The sequence below is a fragment of the Variovorax sp. 160MFSha2.1 genome (assembly GCF_048305075.1).
In the GTDB taxonomy this organism is placed as follows: Bacteria; Pseudomonadota; Gammaproteobacteria; order Burkholderiales; family Burkholderiaceae_C; genus Variovorax; species Variovorax guangxiensis.
Genome location: NZ_CP157624.1, coordinates 1,501,717 through 1,520,639 on the forward strand (window position 1 = coordinate 1,501,717; position 18,923 = coordinate 1,520,639).

22 protein-coding genes and 1 tRNA gene are annotated in these 18,923 nt (G+C 63.7%); all 23 read left to right on the forward strand.

What is annotated here, in order from left to right:
- Nucleotides 1–35: 35 nt before the first annotated feature.
- The 23 genes from ABL838_RS06455 (at nucleotide 36) to ABL838_RS06565 (ending at nucleotide 18,889) form a co-directional block, all read left to right on the forward strand.
- Nucleotides 36–809: a cytochrome c1 gene (locus tag ABL838_RS06455; RefSeq protein WP_184635135.1), complete on the forward strand. Its 774-nt coding sequence runs from the start codon at nucleotides 36–38 to the stop codon at nucleotides 807–809.
- Nucleotides 810–905: 96 nt separating this feature from the next.
- Nucleotides 906–1,517, forward strand: a complete 612-nt coding sequence (locus ABL838_RS06460) for a glutathione S-transferase N-terminal domain-containing protein (RefSeq protein WP_007835362.1) — start codon at nucleotides 906–908, stop codon at nucleotides 1,515–1,517.
- Nucleotides 1,518–1,674: 157 nt separating this feature from the next.
- Nucleotides 1,675–2,244, forward strand: a complete 570-nt coding sequence (locus ABL838_RS06465) for a ClpXP protease specificity-enhancing factor (protein ID WP_418119345.1) — start codon at nucleotides 1,675–1,677, stop codon at nucleotides 2,242–2,244.
- Nucleotides 2,245–2,309: 65 nt separating this feature from the next.
- A tRNA-Thr gene (locus tag ABL838_RS06470) sits at nucleotides 2,310–2,385 on the forward strand.
- A gap of 229 nt (nucleotides 2,386–2,614) precedes the next feature.
- The gene (locus ABL838_RS06475; protein WP_418124724.1) at nucleotides 2,615–2,881 is read left to right on the forward strand and encodes a flagellar biosynthetic protein FliQ; all 267 of its coding nucleotides are present in this window, start codon (nucleotides 2,615–2,617) and stop codon (nucleotides 2,879–2,881) included.
- 27 nt (nucleotides 2,882–2,908) lie between these two features.
- Nucleotides 2,909–3,697 carry a flagellar biosynthetic protein FliR gene (fliR, locus tag ABL838_RS06480; protein WP_418124725.1) on the forward strand — a complete coding sequence of 263 codons (789 nt, stop codon included), beginning with the start codon at nucleotides 2,909–2,911 and terminating at the stop codon, nucleotides 3,695–3,697.
- A complete protein-coding gene (locus ABL838_RS06485) occupies nucleotides 3,697–4,794 on the forward strand; it encodes an EscU/YscU/HrcU family type III secretion system export apparatus switch protein (RefSeq protein WP_418124726.1) in 1,098 nt (365 codons plus the stop codon). Before fliR ends, ABL838_RS06485 begins: the two co-directional genes overlap by 1 nt.
- Entirely contained in the window at nucleotides 4,791–6,881 is a 2,091-nt protein-coding gene (flhA, locus tag ABL838_RS06490) for a flagellar biosynthesis protein FlhA (protein ID WP_418124727.1), read from the forward strand. The genes ABL838_RS06485 and flhA overlap by 4 nt, the downstream gene beginning before the upstream one ends.
- Before the next feature lie 18 nt (nucleotides 6,882–6,899).
- Nucleotides 6,900–7,682: a flagellar hook-basal body protein gene (locus tag ABL838_RS06495; RefSeq protein WP_418124728.1), complete on the forward strand. Its 783-nt coding sequence runs from the start codon at nucleotides 6,900–6,902 to the stop codon at nucleotides 7,680–7,682.
- A 41-nt stretch (nucleotides 7,683–7,723) separates the two neighbouring features.
- Nucleotides 7,724–8,512 (forward strand): flagellar basal-body rod protein FlgG, encoded by a 789-nt coding sequence (gene flgG / locus ABL838_RS06500; RefSeq protein WP_418124729.1) that lies wholly within the window; start codon nucleotides 7,724–7,726, stop codon nucleotides 8,510–8,512.
- A complete protein-coding gene (gene flgA, locus ABL838_RS06505; protein WP_418124730.1) occupies nucleotides 8,496–9,572 on the forward strand; it encodes a flagellar basal body P-ring formation chaperone FlgA in 1,077 nt (358 codons plus the stop codon). The genes flgG and flgA overlap by 17 nt, the downstream gene beginning before the upstream one ends.
- On the forward strand, nucleotides 9,569–10,171 hold the full coding sequence (locus tag ABL838_RS06510; protein ID WP_418124731.1) for a flagellar basal body L-ring protein FlgH: 603 nt from the start codon (nucleotides 9,569–9,571) through the stop codon (nucleotides 10,169–10,171). Before flgA ends, ABL838_RS06510 begins: the two co-directional genes overlap by 4 nt.
- 77 nt (nucleotides 10,172–10,248) lie before the next feature.
- Entirely contained in the window at nucleotides 10,249–11,310 is a 1,062-nt protein-coding gene (locus ABL838_RS06515; protein WP_418124732.1) for a flagellar basal body P-ring protein FlgI, read from the forward strand.
- A gap of 61 nt (nucleotides 11,311–11,371) precedes the next feature.
- Nucleotides 11,372–11,755, forward strand: coding sequence for a flagellar basal body protein (locus ABL838_RS06520; protein ID WP_418124733.1), 384 nt, complete (start codon nucleotides 11,372–11,374; stop codon nucleotides 11,753–11,755).
- 3 nt (nucleotides 11,756–11,758) lie between these two features.
- Nucleotides 11,759–12,232, forward strand: coding sequence for a flagellar basal body rod protein FlgC (gene flgC, locus ABL838_RS06525; RefSeq protein ID WP_418124734.1), 474 nt, complete (start codon nucleotides 11,759–11,761; stop codon nucleotides 12,230–12,232).
- A complete protein-coding gene (fliE, locus tag ABL838_RS06530) occupies nucleotides 12,229–12,594 on the forward strand; it encodes a flagellar hook-basal body complex protein FliE (protein WP_418124736.1) in 366 nt (121 codons plus the stop codon). Before flgC ends, fliE begins: the two co-directional genes overlap by 4 nt.
- Entirely contained in the window at nucleotides 12,591–14,132 is a 1,542-nt protein-coding gene (fliF, locus tag ABL838_RS06535; RefSeq protein ID WP_418124738.1) for a flagellar basal-body MS-ring/collar protein FliF, read from the forward strand. Before fliE ends, fliF begins: the two co-directional genes overlap by 4 nt.
- Nucleotides 14,132–14,794: a hypothetical protein gene (locus ABL838_RS06540; protein ID WP_418124739.1), complete on the forward strand. Its 663-nt coding sequence runs from the start codon at nucleotides 14,132–14,134 to the stop codon at nucleotides 14,792–14,794. Before fliF ends, ABL838_RS06540 begins: the two co-directional genes overlap by 1 nt.
- Nucleotides 14,791–15,696 carry a FliH/SctL family protein gene (locus tag ABL838_RS06545; protein ID WP_418124741.1) on the forward strand — a complete coding sequence of 302 codons (906 nt, stop codon included), beginning with the start codon at nucleotides 14,791–14,793 and terminating at the stop codon, nucleotides 15,694–15,696. The genes ABL838_RS06540 and ABL838_RS06545 overlap by 4 nt, the downstream gene beginning before the upstream one ends.
- Before the next feature lies 1 nt (nucleotide 15,697).
- Nucleotides 15,698–17,110, forward strand: coding sequence for a FliI/YscN family ATPase (locus tag ABL838_RS06550; protein ID WP_418124743.1), 1,413 nt, complete (start codon nucleotides 15,698–15,700; stop codon nucleotides 17,108–17,110).
- A complete protein-coding gene (locus ABL838_RS06555; protein WP_418124745.1) occupies nucleotides 17,107–17,622 on the forward strand; it encodes a hypothetical protein in 516 nt (171 codons plus the stop codon). The genes ABL838_RS06550 and ABL838_RS06555 overlap by 4 nt, the downstream gene beginning before the upstream one ends.
- A complete protein-coding gene (locus tag ABL838_RS06560; RefSeq protein WP_418124746.1) occupies nucleotides 17,619–18,488 on the forward strand; it encodes a hypothetical protein in 870 nt (289 codons plus the stop codon). The genes ABL838_RS06555 and ABL838_RS06560 overlap by 4 nt, the downstream gene beginning before the upstream one ends.
- Complete coding sequence (locus ABL838_RS06565) at nucleotides 18,488–18,889, forward strand: flagellar hook capping FlgD N-terminal domain-containing protein (RefSeq protein ID WP_418124747.1); 402 nt, start codon at nucleotides 18,488–18,490, stop codon at nucleotides 18,887–18,889. The genes ABL838_RS06560 and ABL838_RS06565 overlap by 1 nt, the downstream gene beginning before the upstream one ends.
- The last annotated feature ends 34 nt before the right edge of the window (nucleotides 18,890–18,923 follow it).

Genomic DNA, 18,923 nt, shown 5'->3' on the forward strand with positions numbered 1-18,923 from the left:
GAGAACCAGAAGCCAAGAGAGCTGAGAGAAACACGATGAAGAAAAGCATTTCCGGCTGGCTCGCGGTCCTGGGTCTCGCGCTGGGCCTGACCTTCTCCGCGGCGGCATCGGCCGAGTCCGGGGGGCTCGCGTGGGACAAGGCCCCCAACAAGACGAACGACGTGAGCGCGCTGCAGAACGGCGCCAAGCTCTTCGTCAACTACTGCCTGAACTGCCACTCGGCCGCCTTCATGCGCTACAACCGCCTGCAGGACATCGGCATCACCGAGCAGCAGATCAAGGACAACCTTCTGTTCACGACCGACAAGGTCGGCGAGACCATGAAGGCCAACATCGACGCGCGCCAGGCCAAGGACTGGTTCGGCACCACGCCGCCCGACCTGACGCTGGTCGCGCGCTCGCGTGCCGGCCACGGCGGCACTGGCGCCGACTATCTCTATACCTACCTGCGCACCTACTACCGCGACGAAACCAAGGCCACCGGCTGGAACAACCTCCTGTTCCCGAGCGTCGCCATGCCGAACCCCCTGTGGGAACTGCAGGGCGAGCGCCGCCCGGTCTACACCAAGGTCGAACAGCACGGCCACGAAACCGAGGTGTTCAAGGGCTGGGAGCAAGTCACTCCCGGCACCATGACGCCCGTGCAATTCGACAATGCGGTCGGCGACCTGGTGAGTTACCTGCAATGGATGGCCGAACCGGCTCAGAACACCCGCGTGCGCATCGGCGTGTGGGTGCTGCTGTTCCTGGCCATGTCGGTGGTATTCGTGTGGCGGCTGAACGCCTCGTACTGGAAAGACGTCAAGTAGTTCCGTGCACGCCGACCGGATACCTTCGGGCATCCGGTCCCACAGAGTGGGTTGCCAACGCGACCCACTCTTTTTGATTTTTAGGAGTCTCTCGCCATGATGGTCTTGTATTCAGGAACGACCTGCCCCTTTTCCCACCGCTGCCGCTTCGTGTTGTTCGAAAAGGGCATGGACTTCGAGATTCGCGACGTCGATCTCTACAACAAGCCCGAAGACATCAGCGTGATGAACCCGTACGGCCAGGTGCCGATCCTGGTCGAGCGGGATCTGATCCTGTACGAGTCGAACATCATCAACGAGTACATCGACGAGCGCTTCCCGCACCCCCAGCTGATGCCCGGCGACCCGGTCGACCGCGCCCGCGTACGCCTGTTCCTGCTCAACTTCGAGAAGGAACTGTTCGTGCACGTCTCCACCCTCGAGAACCGCACCACCAAGGGCAACGAGAAGGCGCTCGAAAAGGCCCGCTCGCACATCCGCGACCGCCTCACGCAGCTGGCGCCCGTGTTCCTCAAGAACAAGTACATGCTGGGCGACAACTTCTCGATGCTCGACGTGGCCATCGCTCCGCTGCTGTGGCGCCTCGACTACTACGGCATCGACCTCAGCAAGAACGCCGCGCCGCTGCTGAAGTACGCCGAACGCATCTTCTCGCGCCCGGCCTACATCGAAGCACTGACCCCGTCCGAAAAGGTCATGCGAAAGTAATTAAGATCGCCCCCAGGCTTCGCGCACTTCGTGTCGCTTCGCCATCCCCCTTCCGGGGGCAACACCTGCGGCCCGGCAGAGCCGGTCCCGCGGTGTTCCGCGAAGAGACGGCGGCCTGTCCGAGGCCGCGATTTCGCGATTGCACGGTACCAATTTCATGATCAACGCGCTCGAGTCGTCCTCCACCCGCCCGTACCTCATCCGGGCGCTGTACGAATGGTGCACCGACAACGGCTTCACGCCCTACGTCGCGGTGCAGGTCGACGAAACCGTGCAGGTCCCGCGCGAGTACGTGAAGAACGGCGAGATCGTGCTCAACATCAGCTTCGACGCGACCAGCTCGCTCAAGCTCGGCAACGACTTCATCGAGTTCAAGGCCCGCTTCGCGGGCACTGCGCGTGAAATCAGCGTGCCGGTGGGGCGCGTGATCGCGATCTACGCGCGCGAGAACGGGCAGGGCATGGCGTTTCCCGCGCCGGCTCCGGCCGTTTCGTCGGATGGCAACGTCGATGCGCCGATGCCCGTCCAGGCACCTGCGCGAGCGCCGCTGCGCGATGCCTCGCGCGGCAGTGGCTCCGAAGGCGATGCCGGCAAGATCGTCCACCTGGTGACGGGCGAAGACGGCAGCGAGACAGTCGATGCCGGCGCGCCCACCGACCCAGTCGACGAACCGCCGCGCCCGCCGTCGGGTGGCGGCGCCCGGCCGTCGCTCAAGCGCATCAAGTAGGCGGTCGCGAATGGCGCCTGGTCGGACCAGTCGGTACCGCCACTAGAATCACGCATTGGAATTCAGCCGCTTTAGCTCAATTGGTAGAGCACCCGCCTTGTAAGCGGAAGGTCGTCAGTTCGATTCCGACAAGCGGCACCATTAAATTAAAAGTTCTCAGATTTAACCCCTGAGCGATGTTTCGCTCAGGGGTTTTTTTATTGGCTTACTGTTGGACTATTTGAAAATTAGTATTTTTTTACTAATCAAATAGGTTTTGAAAAATATTTGAATCCAGAATAAAAAGAGTAACGCTAGGTTAAAATTATTATGAATGGCTGCTTGAGTTGCCTTTCACCTAAAAAAAGTTTGGTGCAACAGGGAGGATCGCATGCACGCGGACTTGGCGTTGAAGATGATGTCGGACCTTTTCTGGACGGGACTGTTGCTGTGTCTTCCCTTGTTGGGACTGACCATGCTGGTTGGAGTGCTGATCAGCATCCTCCAAGTAGTCACCCAGGTCCAGGAAATGTCACTGACATTCGTTCCGAAGCTGCTTACCGCAGCGGCCGTCATGATCGTTGCCGGTCCATGGATGCTCCGTAAACTCACTCAATTCACGGTCCAGCTCTGGAGCGGTATTCCCTCGCTGTTCTGAGCTTCGAGTCTTGATGTGAGCTCTCTCTTGCTCAATTCGTCGTGGCCGAGCCTTGTCGGTCTGCTCGCGCTGCGAGTGGCCGCGACGTTGCTCATGACACCCGTCCTCTACGCCATTCCGATGCCCGCCTCTGTTCGGACGCTGCTGGTGGTCGGCATTTCGATCGCATTGGCGGCGGGCTTGTCGGCGCCTTCGACGCAACCATTCGAAGGTTGGAGTGGTTTGCTGACCGCAGCCATGTCGGAGCTTGCGCTCGGTGCGGTCCTCGGGCTTGGAGTTCTATTGGCCTTTGCGGCATTTGCCATTGCCGGGCAACTGCTGGATGTGCAATTGGGCTTCGGCATGGCCCAGATCGTTGATCCCGTCACGAAGCGCCCGGTACCCATCCTAACCTCCGCATTCGGCTATCTGGCGGTCCTGGTCTTCTTCTTGATCAACGGACACCATGCCCTGCTGAGGGGCATCGCCTACAGCCTGGAGCGCTTTCCAGTCGGTGTGCCCTGGTCTGTCGCGGGTGCCGCGGCTCCCGTGCTGAAGCAGGCGGCCGGCCTCTTCGGCCTGGGCTTCGCGCTCGCCGCTCCGGTCGTCTTCTGCATCCTGCTGGTCGAGTTCGCCCTGGGGGTCGTCAGTCGCAACTTGCCCCAGATGAACATGTTCACGATGGGCATCCCTGTGAAGATCATCGTTGGCCTGGTGGCGCTGTCGCTCTGGTTCATTGGTATAGGCGGCGTGATGACCCGGACCTACGCAAGCATCACCGCTACCTGGGAAGGTATTTTTGCTGCGGCATCGCCGAAGACGGGGCAGGTGCGCTGATGGCCGAGCAGGATCTCGATCGCAACGAAGCGGCCACACCATACAAGCTGCAGAAGGCCCGTGAGCGCGGACAGGTAGCGAAGAGTGCGGACGTCGTTGCTGCCGTGGTGTTTGCTGTTGCCGTCGTGTATATGACCTGGCGCGGGTTCGGCGCCGTATCGACACAGTTTCGTTTCGACCAGGCGGTGCTGATCCATGCCGGGCGGATGGATGCCTCCGGCGTCGGGCTCTGGCCCATGCTCGACCGTGCCCTGCGTGCGACGTTGACGCTTGCCGCTCCATTCTTCGCGGCAGTCATGCTTGCTGCGGTCATCGGCAACATGATGCAGACCGGCCCGATCCTGTCCATGGATCCAGTGAAGATGGATTTCGACCGCATCAATCCGGTGAACGGTCTGAAGAAACTGTTTTCAATGCGCATCCTGTTCGACGGTGCTCGTGCACTCGTCAAGCTGGTGCTGCTCTCGCTGGTTGCCGTGCTGAGCCTCAAAGCGCTGACGAGCCAGTTCTATGCGCTGGCTTCACTGTCGGCAATCGGCTATCTGCGCATCCTTCTGGACGACCTGGCGAGCATCGGCCTCAAGATGGCGCTGGTACTCGGTTTGATCGCATTGCTCGACCTGATGTACACGCGGCGTGAGTTCGCGAAGAAGATGCGAATGAGTCAGCGGGAGCTCAAGGACGAAACCAAGAACCGGGAAGGCGATCCGCGAATCCGTGCGCGTCTTCGGGAACTGCGCCGCGAGATGCTCAAGCGCAGCCAGGCCTTGCGCCAGACACGCAATGCCGATGTGGTGATCACCAATCCCACCCACATTGCGGTTGCGCTGAAGTATGAGCACGGCAGGATGGCATCGCCTCAGTTGCTGGCCAAGGGCGCGGGGCATATGGCGGCCGCGATGCGCGAGATTGCTGCGCGCCATCGGATCCCGGTCGTCCAGAACCCGGTGCTGGCAAGGCGCATCTACAAAGACCTGCCGGTCGACCATCCGGTGCCGCCGGAGCTTTATGCCCAGGTGGCGCGAATCATCGTGTGGGTCTTTGCGATGCGGGACCGGCAGCAAGGCCGCGTGACGGCGGGAGCTTCGTCGTCGTGAACGCGCTCGGACGGGTCCTTGGCAGGCACAGCGACATCGCACTGGTGCTGCTCGTGCTGGGCGTGTTGGTCGTGCTGTTTGCGCCCATTCCCAGCGGGCTGCTCGATTTCCTGATCCTCTGCAATTTCAGCTTCGCCTTCCTGGTGCTGCTGCTGACCTTCTACATGGCAAGGCCCGTAGAGTTTTCGACCTTCCCGTCGCTGCTCCTGATCGCCACGCTGTTTCGTCTGTCGCTCAACGTGGCAGCCACCCGACTGATCCTTTCCGATGGCGACGCGGGTCGCGTCATCGGTGCCATCGGTGCATTTGTGGTCGGCGGCAACTACGTCATCGGCCTGATCGTCTTCCTGATCCTGATCGTCGTGCAGTACGTCGTGGTGACCAGCGGTGCGCAGCGCGTGTCCGAGGTGGCCGCGCGATTCACGCTCGACAGCATGCCGGGCCAGCAGATGAGCATCGACGCCGATCTCAACATGGGCTTCATCGATCAGGCGGAAGCTCAGCGCCGCCGCAAGAATCTCGAAAAGGAAGCCGGCTTCTACGGGGCGATGGACGGCGCAAGCAAGTTCGTCAAGGGAGACGCCATCGCCGGCATCATCATCCTGCTGATCAACATCATCGGCGGGCTGGTGATCGGCGTGATGCAGCACGGCATGCCGTGGGGCCAGGCACTGCAGACCTATACCCTGTTGACCATCGGCGATGGCATCGTGACGCAGGTCCCGGCCCTCGTGATCGCGGTGGGCACCGGCATCATCGTCACAAGATCGGCTTCCGACGCCAACCTCAGCCGGGAGGCATTGCGGCAGGTGAGTTCGTTTCCGAAGACGCTCCTCCTCGTCGCCCTGGCCCTGGGAGGGCTGCTGGCGTTGCCGGGTATCCCGGCGCTGCCCACGCTCGTGCTCTCGATCTGCTTCCTGCTCGCCGCCGTGATCCTGTATCGCATCGCGAACGCCAAGTCCGCTGCGCCGGGAGCCAGTACCAGCAGCGACGCCGCCGGCGATGTGGCGCCTACTGCGGACGGTTCGTCTGCTGCGTCGGCCGATGATCCGTATGCGCTGCTGCAGGTCGAGCCCATCGAGGTCCACCTTGGCGCCAACTGGGTTCCGGTGATCAACCAGCCCGGCAGCGTCTTCATGGAGCGAATCTCTACGTTTCGCAAGCAGCATGCACAGGAATTCGGCCTCGTGCTGCCCCGCGTGCGGTTCCGGGACTCGACGAGACTGTCGGCCGACCGATACGAAATTCACCTCGACGGCGTGCTCGTCGGCAAGGGTGAGGCGCGCGCCGACAGGCTGCTGGCCATTCACCCCGCGGGGGACATCAAGTCCATTCCCGGTGAGCCGACGCGCGATCCGACCTATGGCTTGCCGGCTCTCTGGATCGAAGAAAGCCGGCGCGACGCCGCGAGCCAGGCGAAGTACACCCTTGTCGATGCGCCGACCGTCTTCATGACGCATCTGACCGAGATGCTCCGCCGCGAATCGGCCACGCTGCTCACCCGGGCCGAAGTCGACCGGCTGCTGTCCCGCGTGAGGCAGAGCCAGCCCGGGTTGGTGGAAGAGCTCATCCCGACGGTGCTTTCATCGAGCGACGTCCAGAAGGTGCTGCAGAACCTGCTGAGGGAGAAGGTCTCGATCCGCCATGTGGAGGCGATCCTCGAGACGCTGTCGGATGCCGGCCGAACGACAAGGGATGCGAGCCAGTTGACCGAAATAGTCCGGCAGCGACTTGGCCATGCGATCTGCCAGGGGCTTCTTGGAGAGGCCACTTCGCTGCAAGTGCTGACGCTCGATCCCGCGATCGAAAGCCAGTTCCTGCAAAGCATCCACGCCGCCACCGAGGCCGCGGGCGCGCAGCCCTTCGTGCTCGACCCGCGGCTGACCGAACAGCTCATGAAGCGGCTGGTCCAGCAGGCCGAACGCATGATGAAGAGCAACCTTCTGCCCGTCCTGCTGTGCGCGCCCGAACTGCGGCGCCACGTGCGGTCGCTGTCGGAACGGGTCATGCCGCATCTGCGCGTGCTGTCCATGTCCGAAGTGCCTCACACCATCGAGCTGAAATCTTTCAGCGTCGTCCAGCTTTGACGAACCAGGAATCCATTCATGACCGACGTACTAGCCATCAGCCTCAACGGCATGCAGCAGGACATGGCTCGCCTGGAGCGCATCAGCATGAACATGGCAAACGCAGCGACACCGGGTTACAAGCGGGAGGTTGTTGCTTCGTTGCCGTCGAACGGTGCAGCCTTCTCCGATGCCATGCAGGCTGCAGGAGCAGTTGCCGGCGACATACGGGCTGACACGCCGGGCATCACGCCGGCAATGCTGTTGATCCAGAGCGATACCCGGCCCGGAACATTGAGGACGACAGGGCAAAACCTGGATGTCGCACTGGCCACGCCCGGCTTCTTCGAGATTTCAACTGAAGCCGGGTTGGCCTATACGAGGCAGGGCAGCTGGCAACTCGACGCGCGTGGGCGCCTCGTCACTTCGCAAGGCAATCCGGTCATGGGCGTAGGCGGCGAGATCGTGCTTTCCCGTCCCAATCCCGTGATCGACGCGGCCGGCCAGGTCTTCGAATCCAGGCCAGGCGGCGGTGTCGACTCGACTCCGGTCGCTCAACTGAAGGTCGTCCAGTTCGACGACACCAGGAATCTTCGGCGCATGGGCGAAGGACTCATGACAACCGATCAGGTGCCGACGCAGCTGAGGGACAGCGACGTGCAGCTGCGTCAGGGCTTTCTCGAGAACTCGAACGTGAATTCGATGCAGGAAATGGCCCAGCTGATCCAGTCGATGCGTCACTTCGAATCCATGCAGCGAATCGCCTTGGGCTACGACGAAATGATCGGCGGCGCTGTCCGAAAACTCGGCGAACTTTCCTGACGAGTTCTCTCTCTCCAATCCACTTTCAGCAGGCAACAACTATGTTCGATGCCCTCTACATCAGCGCAACCGGCATGCAGGCCCAGCAATTGAACGTCGACACGATCGCGAACAACCTGGCCAACGTCAACACCACCGGCTTCAAGAAGAACAAGGTCAGCTTCACTGACCTGATGGTGCGCGAGGCTGGTCGCATGGTGCCTGGCCAGGAGGATGCGGGCATTCTGGGCGCCGGCAGCCGTGTGGGAGCCGGCGTGGGCGTCGCATCGACTTCCAAGCTGTTCGACATGGGCGATCTCAAGAAGACGGAGTCGGCCTTCGATATCGCCATTCAGGGCGAAGGCTTTCTTGAGGTGACGATGCCCGATGGCTCGAGCGCCTACACAAGAGGCGGAACCTTCAGGGTCAATCGCGACGGCTTGCTGGCGACTGCTGGCGGCTTTCCGCTCAAGCCCAACCTGGCCATTCCAGACAACGCGCAGAACATGCAGATAGACAGCGACGGCCGGGTGCGCATTCAGGTTGCGGGGCAATCGACGCCGGTAGACATTGGTCAGCTGGAGTTGGTTCGCTTCACGAACCCTTCCGGCCTGCTCGCGCAGGGCGACAACCTCTATCGATCGAGCTCCAACTCCGGTGAGGCCATTGCCGGCAAGGCGACCGAAGACGGCATGGGCACCGTGTCGCAGGGTTTCCTCGAAGGGTCCAACGTCAAGTTGAACGAAGAGATGGTGAGCCTCATGGTGGCTCAGCGTGTCTACGAGGCCAATGTCAAAGTCATGCAGGCGTCCGACGAGATGCTGGGAATGATCAATGGCCTGCGCAAGTAGTGGTTGCCTGCGGGGCGGTTCGATCGTCCTGCGTGTTGCGCTCCCGGTGCTCTCCGCGGTGGCGTCGGCCGTGGCGGGCGCCGCTCCGCCCGCTGCGAGCCCTCTGGTTTCCATCGAGCTGCGGCAGCAGGTCAAGATCGAACAGACCAATGTCCGTCTGGGCGACATCGCATTCCTGACGACGCAGGACTTGCCCACATTGCGCCGCCTGATGGCCTTGCCCCTCGGGCCCGCGCCCCGGCTCGGATCCACTGCCCTTCTCGACCGCGACACCGTCGCGCGGTGGGTCGAAGCGCGAAGCGGCCTGCGGACGGTAGACAGTGCCCTTCGCATGCAACCGTCGACGATCCAATGGAGTGGCGCCGCTGAGGTGGAGGTCGCAAGCGCCGCGCAGCAATTGCCGGGCGAGACCGTCGTGGGTGCGGCGCGCGCAACACTTCTGGATTGGCTCTCGCGACGAAGCGTGCGAGCCGAGGTGGAGCCGGTATCCACTGCACGCGACCTGCTGTTGCCGCCCGGCACTCCGACGCTGCGGGTGCGTCCCATCGCCGAGCAGGCCCAGCCGAGCCGGCGAATGCTGGTATGGGTCGATGCGTGGGTCGACGGCCGCTTCGTACGGACGACGGCCGTGACTTTCGAAGTAGGAGCCTGGGCACCGATGACTGTTGCCACGACCGAGGTCGAGCGCGGCGTGGCGGTCGATCCGATCGTCATGCGCGGGGCGATGGCTGCGCGCGAAGTGGATTTGACGGCGGTCAAGCATGGGGCGCCGGTGACGGCAAGCGCTGCTATCGATGTGAGCGATGGGCATCAGCGCCTGCGGCGCCCACTCAAGCCTGGTGAAGTCCTCACGAGTTCGCATCTGGAGGTGGCCCCGGCAGTCACCCGCGGCAACTGGGCGCATCTTCTGGCGCGAAGCGGCGACGTTTCGGTGGAGAGCCGCGTAGAGGTGCTGCAGGACGGCCGCGAAGGGCAGGTCGTTCGCGTCAAGGTCCCGGGCGCGAGCGGGGAAGTGCTGGCCCGCGTGACCGGCCGCGGCCAGGTCGAGGTACAGCCGTGAATCTTCTCCATCTGAAGCGGCGAGTCGGCCAATACGCCTTGGCGACAGCTGTGGCCTTTTCCATCCTGTTGCCCGCTTTCGCAGAGAGTCTGTACCAGGAGGGCAGCTTCCGGCCGCTTACCGCGGACAACAAGGCGTTTCGCGTGGGTGATTCGCTGACCATCCAGGTTTTCGAAAACTCGTCTGCATCGACATCGGCCAACACCGGTACCAAGCGCGGCAACGACATCACCGGCTCCGTGACGCACACTGGCAACAGGGTCGTGGGACAGCTCGGGATCGGCATTTCCGGGGATTTCGATGGCGGGGGCCGCACCCAGCGCGCCAACAAGCTGCTAGCCACCCTTACCGTGACGGTGCAGGAAGTGCTGGCCAACGGTGAGTTGAAGGTGGCGGGGGAACAACTGCTCACGGTGAACGACGAGCTGCAGAAAGTCAATCTGGAAGGACGTGTCCGCCCGCAGGACATCTCCGACGGTAACGTGGTTCTGTCGACCCGCCTCGCCGATGCCCGGATTACCTACGTGGGCGAGGGCGATGTATCCGACCGCACGCGTCGCAGCGGATGGCGGCGAATTCTTGACTGGCTGGGCTTGTGATGCTCCGAATCATTCGAACTCTTCTCCTGCGCCGTGCGCTCCCGGCTGCCGCTCTTCTTTGCATCGGCATTTCCGCGGTGCACGCAGCCGATGCCATACGCGTCAAGGATCTCGGCAAGCTCAAGGGATGGCGCGACAACGCACTGTTCGGCACTGGCATCGTGACCGGCCTTGCCGGCACGGGCGATTCGCCTGCCAACCGGGCCACCCGTCAATCGCTGGCCAACGTGCTTTCGCAGTTCAACCTCACGATCGCGCCGGAGGCCGTGCAGAGCCGCAACGTGGCCGTCGTGATGGTGAGCGCAAGCCTGCCCACCTTCGCCCGCGAGGGCGATACCCTGGACGTGACCGTGAGCTCCGCCGGCGATGCGCGCAGCCTCGTCGGCGGGACCTTGCTGATCACGCCGCTGAAGGGCGCGAACGGCCGTGTCTATGCGTTGGCCCAAGGCGGACTGTCGGTCGGCGGCTATCGCTACGACGCCAACGGCAACGTGGTCCAGAAGAACCATCCGACTTCTGGCTCCATACCCAATGGAGCGACCGTCGAGGTCGGGGTCAACGCGGCGATGCTCGACGAGAAGCAGAGCGTGACCTTCGTTCTCTCCGAACCCGACTACACCACGGCCAGCCGGGTCGCCGCCGCCATCAACAGCCAGCTCGGTGGCGGCCTTGCCAGGGCGAAGGATGCTTCGGGCATCGAGATCGCGGTGCCTGCATCGCAGCGTGGCGAACTCGTCAGCCTTTTCACCCGTATCGAGAACGTCACCGTGGAGCCCGACCGTCGCGCGAAGGTGGTCATCAACGAGCGGACCGGAACCGTGGTGTCGGGCGGCGACGTGCGGATATCGAAGGTGGCGATCTCGCACGGCGACATCAAGATCGCCATTTCCAGCCAGAACACGGCCTCGCAGCCGATCAACATCTGGAACGGAGGTCCTGACATCCGCACCGCCATCGTGACCAACACGCGGGTCGACGTCGACGAGCAGAACGGCGCAGGCTTCGTGACCGGCTCCAACACGGTGTCCGACCTCGTCCAGTCGCTCGCCCGCCTCAAGACGAGCACCCGCGACGTCATTTCGATCCTGCGAGCCGTCAAGGCCGCTGGTGCGCTGCATGGCGAACTGGTCGTGCAATGACGACGCCCATTTCCTGCAACTCCATCCACTTCCATCCAGAAAAAGGCATCGGGAGAAAGACATGACAGATGGCATCGAAGCCGTGACCCGATCGGCGCTGGCATTGGCGCTCGACGCCGCGAGCCTGCGCCAGCAGGCGATCGCGACCAACATCGCCAATGCCAATGCAGCCGGCTATGTGCCGCTGCGGGTGAGTTTCGAAGATCAACTCGTCGAGGCACGACGCAGCATGGAGCAGTCGGGTCGTGTCGACGCATTCGCGCTCGGCCAGGTGCGCCCTCGTGTAGAGGCCGCCGTCGACGACTTTGGCGTCCCCGGGCAGGTGCAGCTCGATGTGGAGGCGGCGGAGATGGCGCGCAACGCGGTGCAATACCAGGCGCTGGTGAAAGGCCTCTCGCGTCATTTCGCAATTCTTTCAATGGCCGCCGGCGACGGCAGGAAATAAGTCATGGACTACACGCAAACCTTCGCAATCAGTGCGGCCGGAATGAACGTCGAGCGCATGCGCGTCGAGGTGGCCGCGCTCAACCTGGCCAATGCCAATACCGTACAGGGAGTGGATGGCCGCAGCTATCAGCCGCTGCGCGTGGTGGCCGAGGCTCGCTTGTCGGCCGGTGCATCGGCTGATGCGGCCGGTGGGTTCGCTTCCTTGGTCAGCAGTGCGGCGGGCGACATCGATGCCGCCTTGCAGGCCGGACCTCAGGTTCGTGTCATTGCGGCTGGTGTCATGCCCCGAATGGTCTACGAACCGGGGCATCCTCTTGCCAACGAGCGCGGATTTGTAGCGTATGCAAACGTCGATCCCGCCACCGAAATGGTCAGCATGATGAGCGCGACCAGGGCCTACGAGGCCAACGTTTCGGCCATGAACACAGCGCGCACGCTGGCTCTCAGGGCGCTCGACATCGGAAGCAACGCATGACCGGATTTCTCCCTGTCGAGGCGCTGGCCTCGCTTTCGTCGCAGGCGCAGGCCATGGTGGCTGCCGGCAGCACACAGACCCTGCAGGCACAGGCATCGACCGCGATGCCAGACGTGTCGAACGTGTCCTCGGAGGCCGTCGCCGGCTCGTTCGGGCAACTCGTGTCCGACGGATTAGCCAAGGTCAACGGCCAGTTGATCAGCAATCAGGTCGATCTGCAGAAGCTGGCCATGGGCGATGCGCAGAACCTGCACCAGATCATGATCAATCTGGAGGAGAGTCGCGTTTCCTTCCAGCTGATGATGCAGGTACGTAGCCGCCTGCTTGAGGCATACCAAGACATCATGAAGATGCCGATATGAACTTCTGGCAAGGATTGACGCCGCGCGCGCGCGCCGGTCTCGTCGGCGGAGTGGTGGCTATTCTGCTGGCGACTGGCGGACTCGCATGGTGGGTGTTCCACACCGAGTACCAGACCCTGTTCTCCGACCTGAAGCCGCAGGACGCGCAGGCAATGACCACCGAGCTGGAACGGCTCAAGATTCCCTATCGTTTGGGCGACAGTGGCACGTCGATCCTCGTCGACAAGGCGAACGTGCATGCAACGCGCATCAAGCTGATGGGCAAGGAGCTGCCGCTGCAGGGAGCTGTCGGGCTGGAACTGTTCAACAACACGGACTTCGGCATGACGGAGTTCGCCCAGAAGATCAACTATCAGCGCGCGCTCCAGGGCGAACTCACGCGCACGATCCAGTCCTTGTCCGAAGTGCGCGAGGTCAGGGTGCTGCTGGCGCTGCCCGAGCAGGGCCTGTTCAAGCAGGCAACCTCGAAAGCGAAGGCTTCCATCACGCTCATGATGCGGCAAGGGCAGGCACTGCGTCCCGAGCAGGTCATCGGGGTGCAGCGTCTTGTGGCGGCCGCGGTGCCCGGCATGGCGACGCAGGACGTCACTATCGTCGACGGCCATGGCGTGGCGCTCACCCGTGCGGAAGCGGGCAACGGCGATGCCGAGCTGAATGGCGCGCGGCTGGAGCTCAAGCGCGATACCGAGGCATACCTTGCGCGAAAGGTCGCGGCTGTGCTCGACCGCAGCTTCGGTGCCGGACAGGCCCTGGCCAGCGTCGACGTGACGCTGAACATGGACCAGATCCGCACGACCACCGAAGACGTCCTGCCCGCCGCCACGCGTTCTGGCCTGCAGGCCACGGGTGTGGTAGTGCGGGAGCGCGAGGTTCTGCGCGACGGAGGTGCCGTTGCCGATGCCAAGCTCACTGATACAGGCGGTTCCCGCAACGGCAGTGCGCAGCGCGACGTGGAATATGCCGTGGGACGCCGGGTCGAGCAGGTCGTGAGCCAGCCGGGTTCCATCCGGCGCATCCAGGTGGTTGCGGTCGTGCGTAAGTCACTGGACTTGGCGCAGGAAGAACAGCTCAAGAAGGTCATTGCCGCGGCGGTGGGCGCATCGCCCGATCGTGGCGATGCTGTCGTCGTGCAATCACTCGTCGGCGGTGCTATCCAGGCACCGGATGTCGCTGTGGCTGCTGCACCGGGCGATACGAATCCGGCCGTGGCGGATGAGCGCAGTGACAACTCCGGCAGGACCTCCCTGATGGATCAGGTGCCCCTCTCGTGGTGGCAACTGTTGGCCGCCGGGGTTCTTGTCGCCGCGTTGACGGCGCTTCTCGTACGGGCTAGTCGGGCAGGTGCTGCGGCTCGAGGGGCGCAACCGCGCGGCACGCCACTCTCCGAGTTGGAGCGTACGGTCGCTTTGCGCAAGGTGCGCGACTGGATGCGTGAGCCCGCTCCCGGGCAGCCTTCTGCGGGGTCACCCGTCCCGGGAAATGCAGGCGCACCGGGAATGCCGCCGGCCGGTATGGCTGGCATCCGGCGAGGCAACTGATGATGTCTGCGCCAAACCTGTCGCCGGGGCCGCAGCTGGGGGTCGATACGCCCGAGCCGCGGGGAGCACGTCATGCGGCGCTGCTGTTGCACGCGATGTCTCCAGCCGACCGCGAATGGATCCTCGGCGAACTGCCTTCGTCCGAGCGCGCCAACCTGCTTCCTCTGCTTGCAGAACTCGAGGCGCTCGGAATCGAGAGCGATCCAGCGCTGATCGATGACGCGATCTCCGGCGCCACTCCGGCCGGTTCTTCCACCGCGACGTTTTTCGCCGCCGAACGGCTCTCCGGCCCGATATCGGACGAAGCAGCCCTTCATGCGCTTGATGTTCAGCAGGTGCGCGTGCTGGTCGAGTGCCTGCGATCGGAGCCGTTGGGGCTTGTCGGCGAGTTGCTGCGTCTGGCCGACTGGCCCTGGCGCGAAGACCTGCTTGCCGCACTCGAGCCGGCCCAGCGCAGAAAGATCGAGGCCAGCCTGTCCGAAACGCCTCCGGGCTACCACGCACCTCCGGGCATGCGGTCGATGCTGATATCCGGCGTGTCGGCAAGACTGCGCGAGCGCTCCACCAGCAGTTCAGGTGGTTCATCGTCATGGAGCAGATTCAGCCAGCCTCTGCGGCACGTGCTGGGCGGCATATCGCTGCGCGGAAGGTTCGGCCGATGAGTTACCAATTGCCGGATGCGGGTGGTGCCGTGGCGAGGGCAGCGGAGGATACGTCTCCGAAGGCGATCATTCTGCGCGATGTCGTCATGCAGGGCCGTGTTGCGCTGGCTCGGCCCCAGGACCGGGCACGCCAGCATGGCGGCATCGCCGAACGCCAGGTAGCGTCGTCGCCCCCTCCTTCGGTGTCGGGTCCGGGTCTTGCGCACCTCCAGGCGGCCCGGCGGCCCGAACCAGCGGTGCCGGCTCAGCCTGCGCTTGCGGATGCGGTACGCATCGAGGAGGAGGCGCGCCAAAGAGGCTATGAGGAAGGTTTTGCCAAGGGCAGCATCGAAGGCCGCGCACGCGGTGACGAGGAAGCCCGGCAGCGCGCTGCCCAAGCCGCCGAAAAGGCCAGCCGCGAATTCGAAGACCATGCGCAACGCCTGACCCGAGAGCTGAAGCAGGAGGCGCTTGCCGGCTACCAGGCGCGTGTCCGGGTTCTCGATGGCTTGATCGCAGCCTTGCCACCAGCGATCGAAGCCCGGCTGGCCGCGGCGGAAGACGACATGCTTGCCCTATGCTTCGAAGTCGTCTGTCGCGTGCTCGGCGAAAGCGTGATCCGTCCCGAGGCTCTGCGCGCGCAGCTGGCGAAGGCGATGCAGGAGCTGCGCGGCCGGAAGCTGGCCGCGATTCACATGCACCCGGAAGACCTGGCCCTGCTTCAGCAGGAAAGCCAGGAGCTGTCGTGCGAGCCATCGGCGGGCGGTAGCGTGCAGTGGATCGCCAGCACAGACGTCGAACTCGGAGGCTGCATCCTTCAGTCCCCGGAAGGCGGACTCGACGCCCGTTTCGAAACACAGCTGAATGCGCTGCGCGAGTCGCTGCTTCAGACCCGGGCCGCAGCCCGGACGTCGGAGTCCTGAATTGAGTGCGCTCGCTGTCTACCGCCAGGCCTTGCAAGGCACCGAACTGAGCCGTCGTATCGGCTGGGTCAAGGAAATGCAGGGACTGGCCATCGATGCATCAGGGCCAGATGCCTCAGTGGGCGAACTGTGCCGGATCATGCTTCGGGCCCAAGGTGCTTCCGGTGGCGTGAATCAGCTCGACAGGCAGACCAGCGTGCTCGCCGAAGTGGTCGGATTGAAGCAGGGCCGCGTCACCCTGATGCCGTACGGATCGGTCGAAGGCATTGCCGTGGGCTGCGAAGTGCGTGCGCTGGGCGCCGAATCCCAGATCGGCGTGGGCGAGGCTTTGCTCGGCCGCGTGATCGACGGATTCGGCGAGCCCCTGGATGGCGGGGCCAGGCCGCAGACGCAGCGGCGGATGCCGCTGAAGGCCGCGCCCATCAATCCGATGCGCCGCCCGCCCATTGATCGCATCCTCGAAACCGGCATCCGTTCCATCGACGGCCTGCTGACTCTGGGCCAGGGACAGCGCATCGGGATCTTCGCAGGCAGTGGCGTCGGCAAGAGCACCTTGCTCGGGCTGCTGGCTCGACATGTGAAGACGCATGCCGAGATCGAGTCGCAAGCGAGCATCAACGTGATCGCGCTGATTGGGGAGCGGGGGCGCGAAGTGCGGGAGTTCATCGAGAAGCAACTGGGGCCGGAAGGGCTGGCGCGATCGGTGGTGGTGGTCGCGACCTCCGATCAGCCGGCGCTGGCCCGGCTTCGGGCTGCCTACGCCGCGCTCGCCATCTCGGAGTACTTTCGCGACGGCGGCCACAACGTCCTGCTCACGATGGATTCGATCACCCGCTTTGCGATGGCAAGGCGCGAGGTCGGCCTGTCGGCCGGAGAGCCGCCGACTGCGCGCGGCTACACGCCTTCGGTCTTCGCGGAGCTGCCGGAACTGTGCGAGCGCTGCGGCACTGCGCCGGGCGGCGGCTCGATTACCGCGCTTCTCACGGTGCTGGTGGAAGGCGACGATTTCAACGAGCCCGTGTCGGACGCGTTGCGCGCCATCCTCGACGGTCACGTCGTGCTCTCGCGGCATCTGGCGCACAGGGGGCATTACCCCGCCATCGACGTGCTCAAGAGCGTGAGCCGGCTCATGCCCGAGCTTGCCAGCGATGAAGAGCGTCAACTGTCGGTCCTGGCCGTGCAGCAGTTGGCGCTGCTTGAACGCAACCGGCAGATGATCGACATCGGTGCCTACGAGAAGGGCTCCAGTCCCGAACTCGATCGGGCCATCGAACTCGAGCCGGGATTGCAGGCATGGCTCAGGCAGAGCGTGGGAGGTGCTTCCCGGCGGGAGGCTATCCAGGCATTGCGCGACATTCTGTCTTCGGGGCCGAAAGCGATGCCCGCTCCACCATCCACGGGGCATAGGCCATGAACATTGCCTCGGCCAAGAGTCCATCGGCGGTACGAGACGTCGATGTTCGTGGCTTCGTCTACGAACTCGAGCCGGTCCGCCAGCGGCAGCAGTGGCACCTCGACAAGCTCATGGCGTCCCTGTCCCGCGCACAGCAATCCCTTGTGGAAACCGAGTCGCGCATGAGCGAAGTCCAACGGGCGCATGACGAGCAGGCGCGCACGTCCAGCCAGGCCTTGCTGCAGCGCATGGATCCGGGCGCGCATCGGCACGCACTTGGATTCCTTGCGCATCTGCGCGACCAGTGGAAGCAACTGGACATACAACGACAGGACCAGCTTGCCGAAAGAGACCGCCTCAGGAAGGAATGCATTGCAATGCAGCTGCGCCTCGACGGCCTGACCCGGCACAAGGAGGATGCCTTGACGCAATACGCCGACGAAATCCGGCAGCGCAACAACAGCGAACAGGATCGCGACTGGCTCGCGCGAACCGCAGCAAGCCGCGGGCAGGCCGTGGAGCCTTCGCGATGAGCGCTGTCAAACCATTGCGTGATTCCGCCGCCGGCACGGCAGCAGCTACGCGACATGGCGCATTCGGCGGGCAGGGTGATGCCGCCCAGCGGCAGGACGCCTGGCAGCGCGAAATGGAGCGCGCGCAGATGTCGGCCTGGTTCAAGCCGTCGCCGACCGCAGCACATGGAAATACCACCACGCCATCCGATCGGGAGGGCGTGGCGCCGGCTCGAGCGGGCATGCGCGAGGCTGCAGGTGTATCGCGGGTCAAGGCCATCCCTGCTGCCCCTGCGGCTTCTTCATCGCTTGATATGCGACGTAGTCTGCCGGCACCAAGCCCTCAAGCAGGGCGTGCGGGCCTTGCTGGTAGCACCGCGCAGCTGCCGCAGACCGCCAGCCATCCGATCCAGCTTCGGCAGGCTATCGTGAGCTCATCCCAGGATGAGCGCCTGGCGACTGACGTCCAGTCCAGGATGCGAGCCGGAGTCCTTGCGCCGCCGGCGGTGGACGAATCCGGGGCGGAAAGTGCCTCTGCACACGAGTCGCAAGGCGCGGAAGATTCCGCTTCTTCGCCAATGGAAGACCAGTCACCGCTGCGCCTGCACGAAGAATCTCTTCCCGAAGGCCAGGCCGTATGGATCGCGATGCGCGCGGACGATGATGCGCTGACGGCCATGCTGCCCCGGATCGTGGCCGACCTCCAGCGCGCGATGACTCTGGAGCGTGGCAAGCGCCTGTACCAGGTCGTGTGCAACGGCAGGCTGATCTGGCGCGACGGTGCTGATGCAGCCGCATCCATCAGCAGTTCCACAGGCAACAGTTCATCTTCCGGCGTCGATCGCCGGCCAACCGTGTTCGACACATTTCAATCCAAGGGGGCGTGATGGCAATCGATGCAATCGGCAGTTCGGGCAGCACCAATCTGCAGGCCAGCAGCCTGGGCATGGAGGACTTTCTCAAGATCCTGCTGACCCAGCTGACCTACCAGGATCCGCTGAAGCCCATGGACAACCAGCAGTTCATGGCGCAGATGGCGCAGTTCACCAGCCTGGAACAGACGCAGCAGCTCAACAACAAGATCGCGACGCTCATTACCAACCAGGCCGCGCTGCAGTCGGTTGGCCTGATCGGCAAGACGGTCGACATCAACACGTCGAGCGGTACTGCTACGGGAACGGTGAGTGCGCTTTCGTTGTCGGGTGATGCGCCGATGCTGACGGTACGTACGACGGCGGGTGCGACGCTCAGCAACATTTCTCTCAGCCAGCTCGTCTCGGTGCGGTGACCGCCAGGCTTGATCTGAATTCGCAAAGGACACC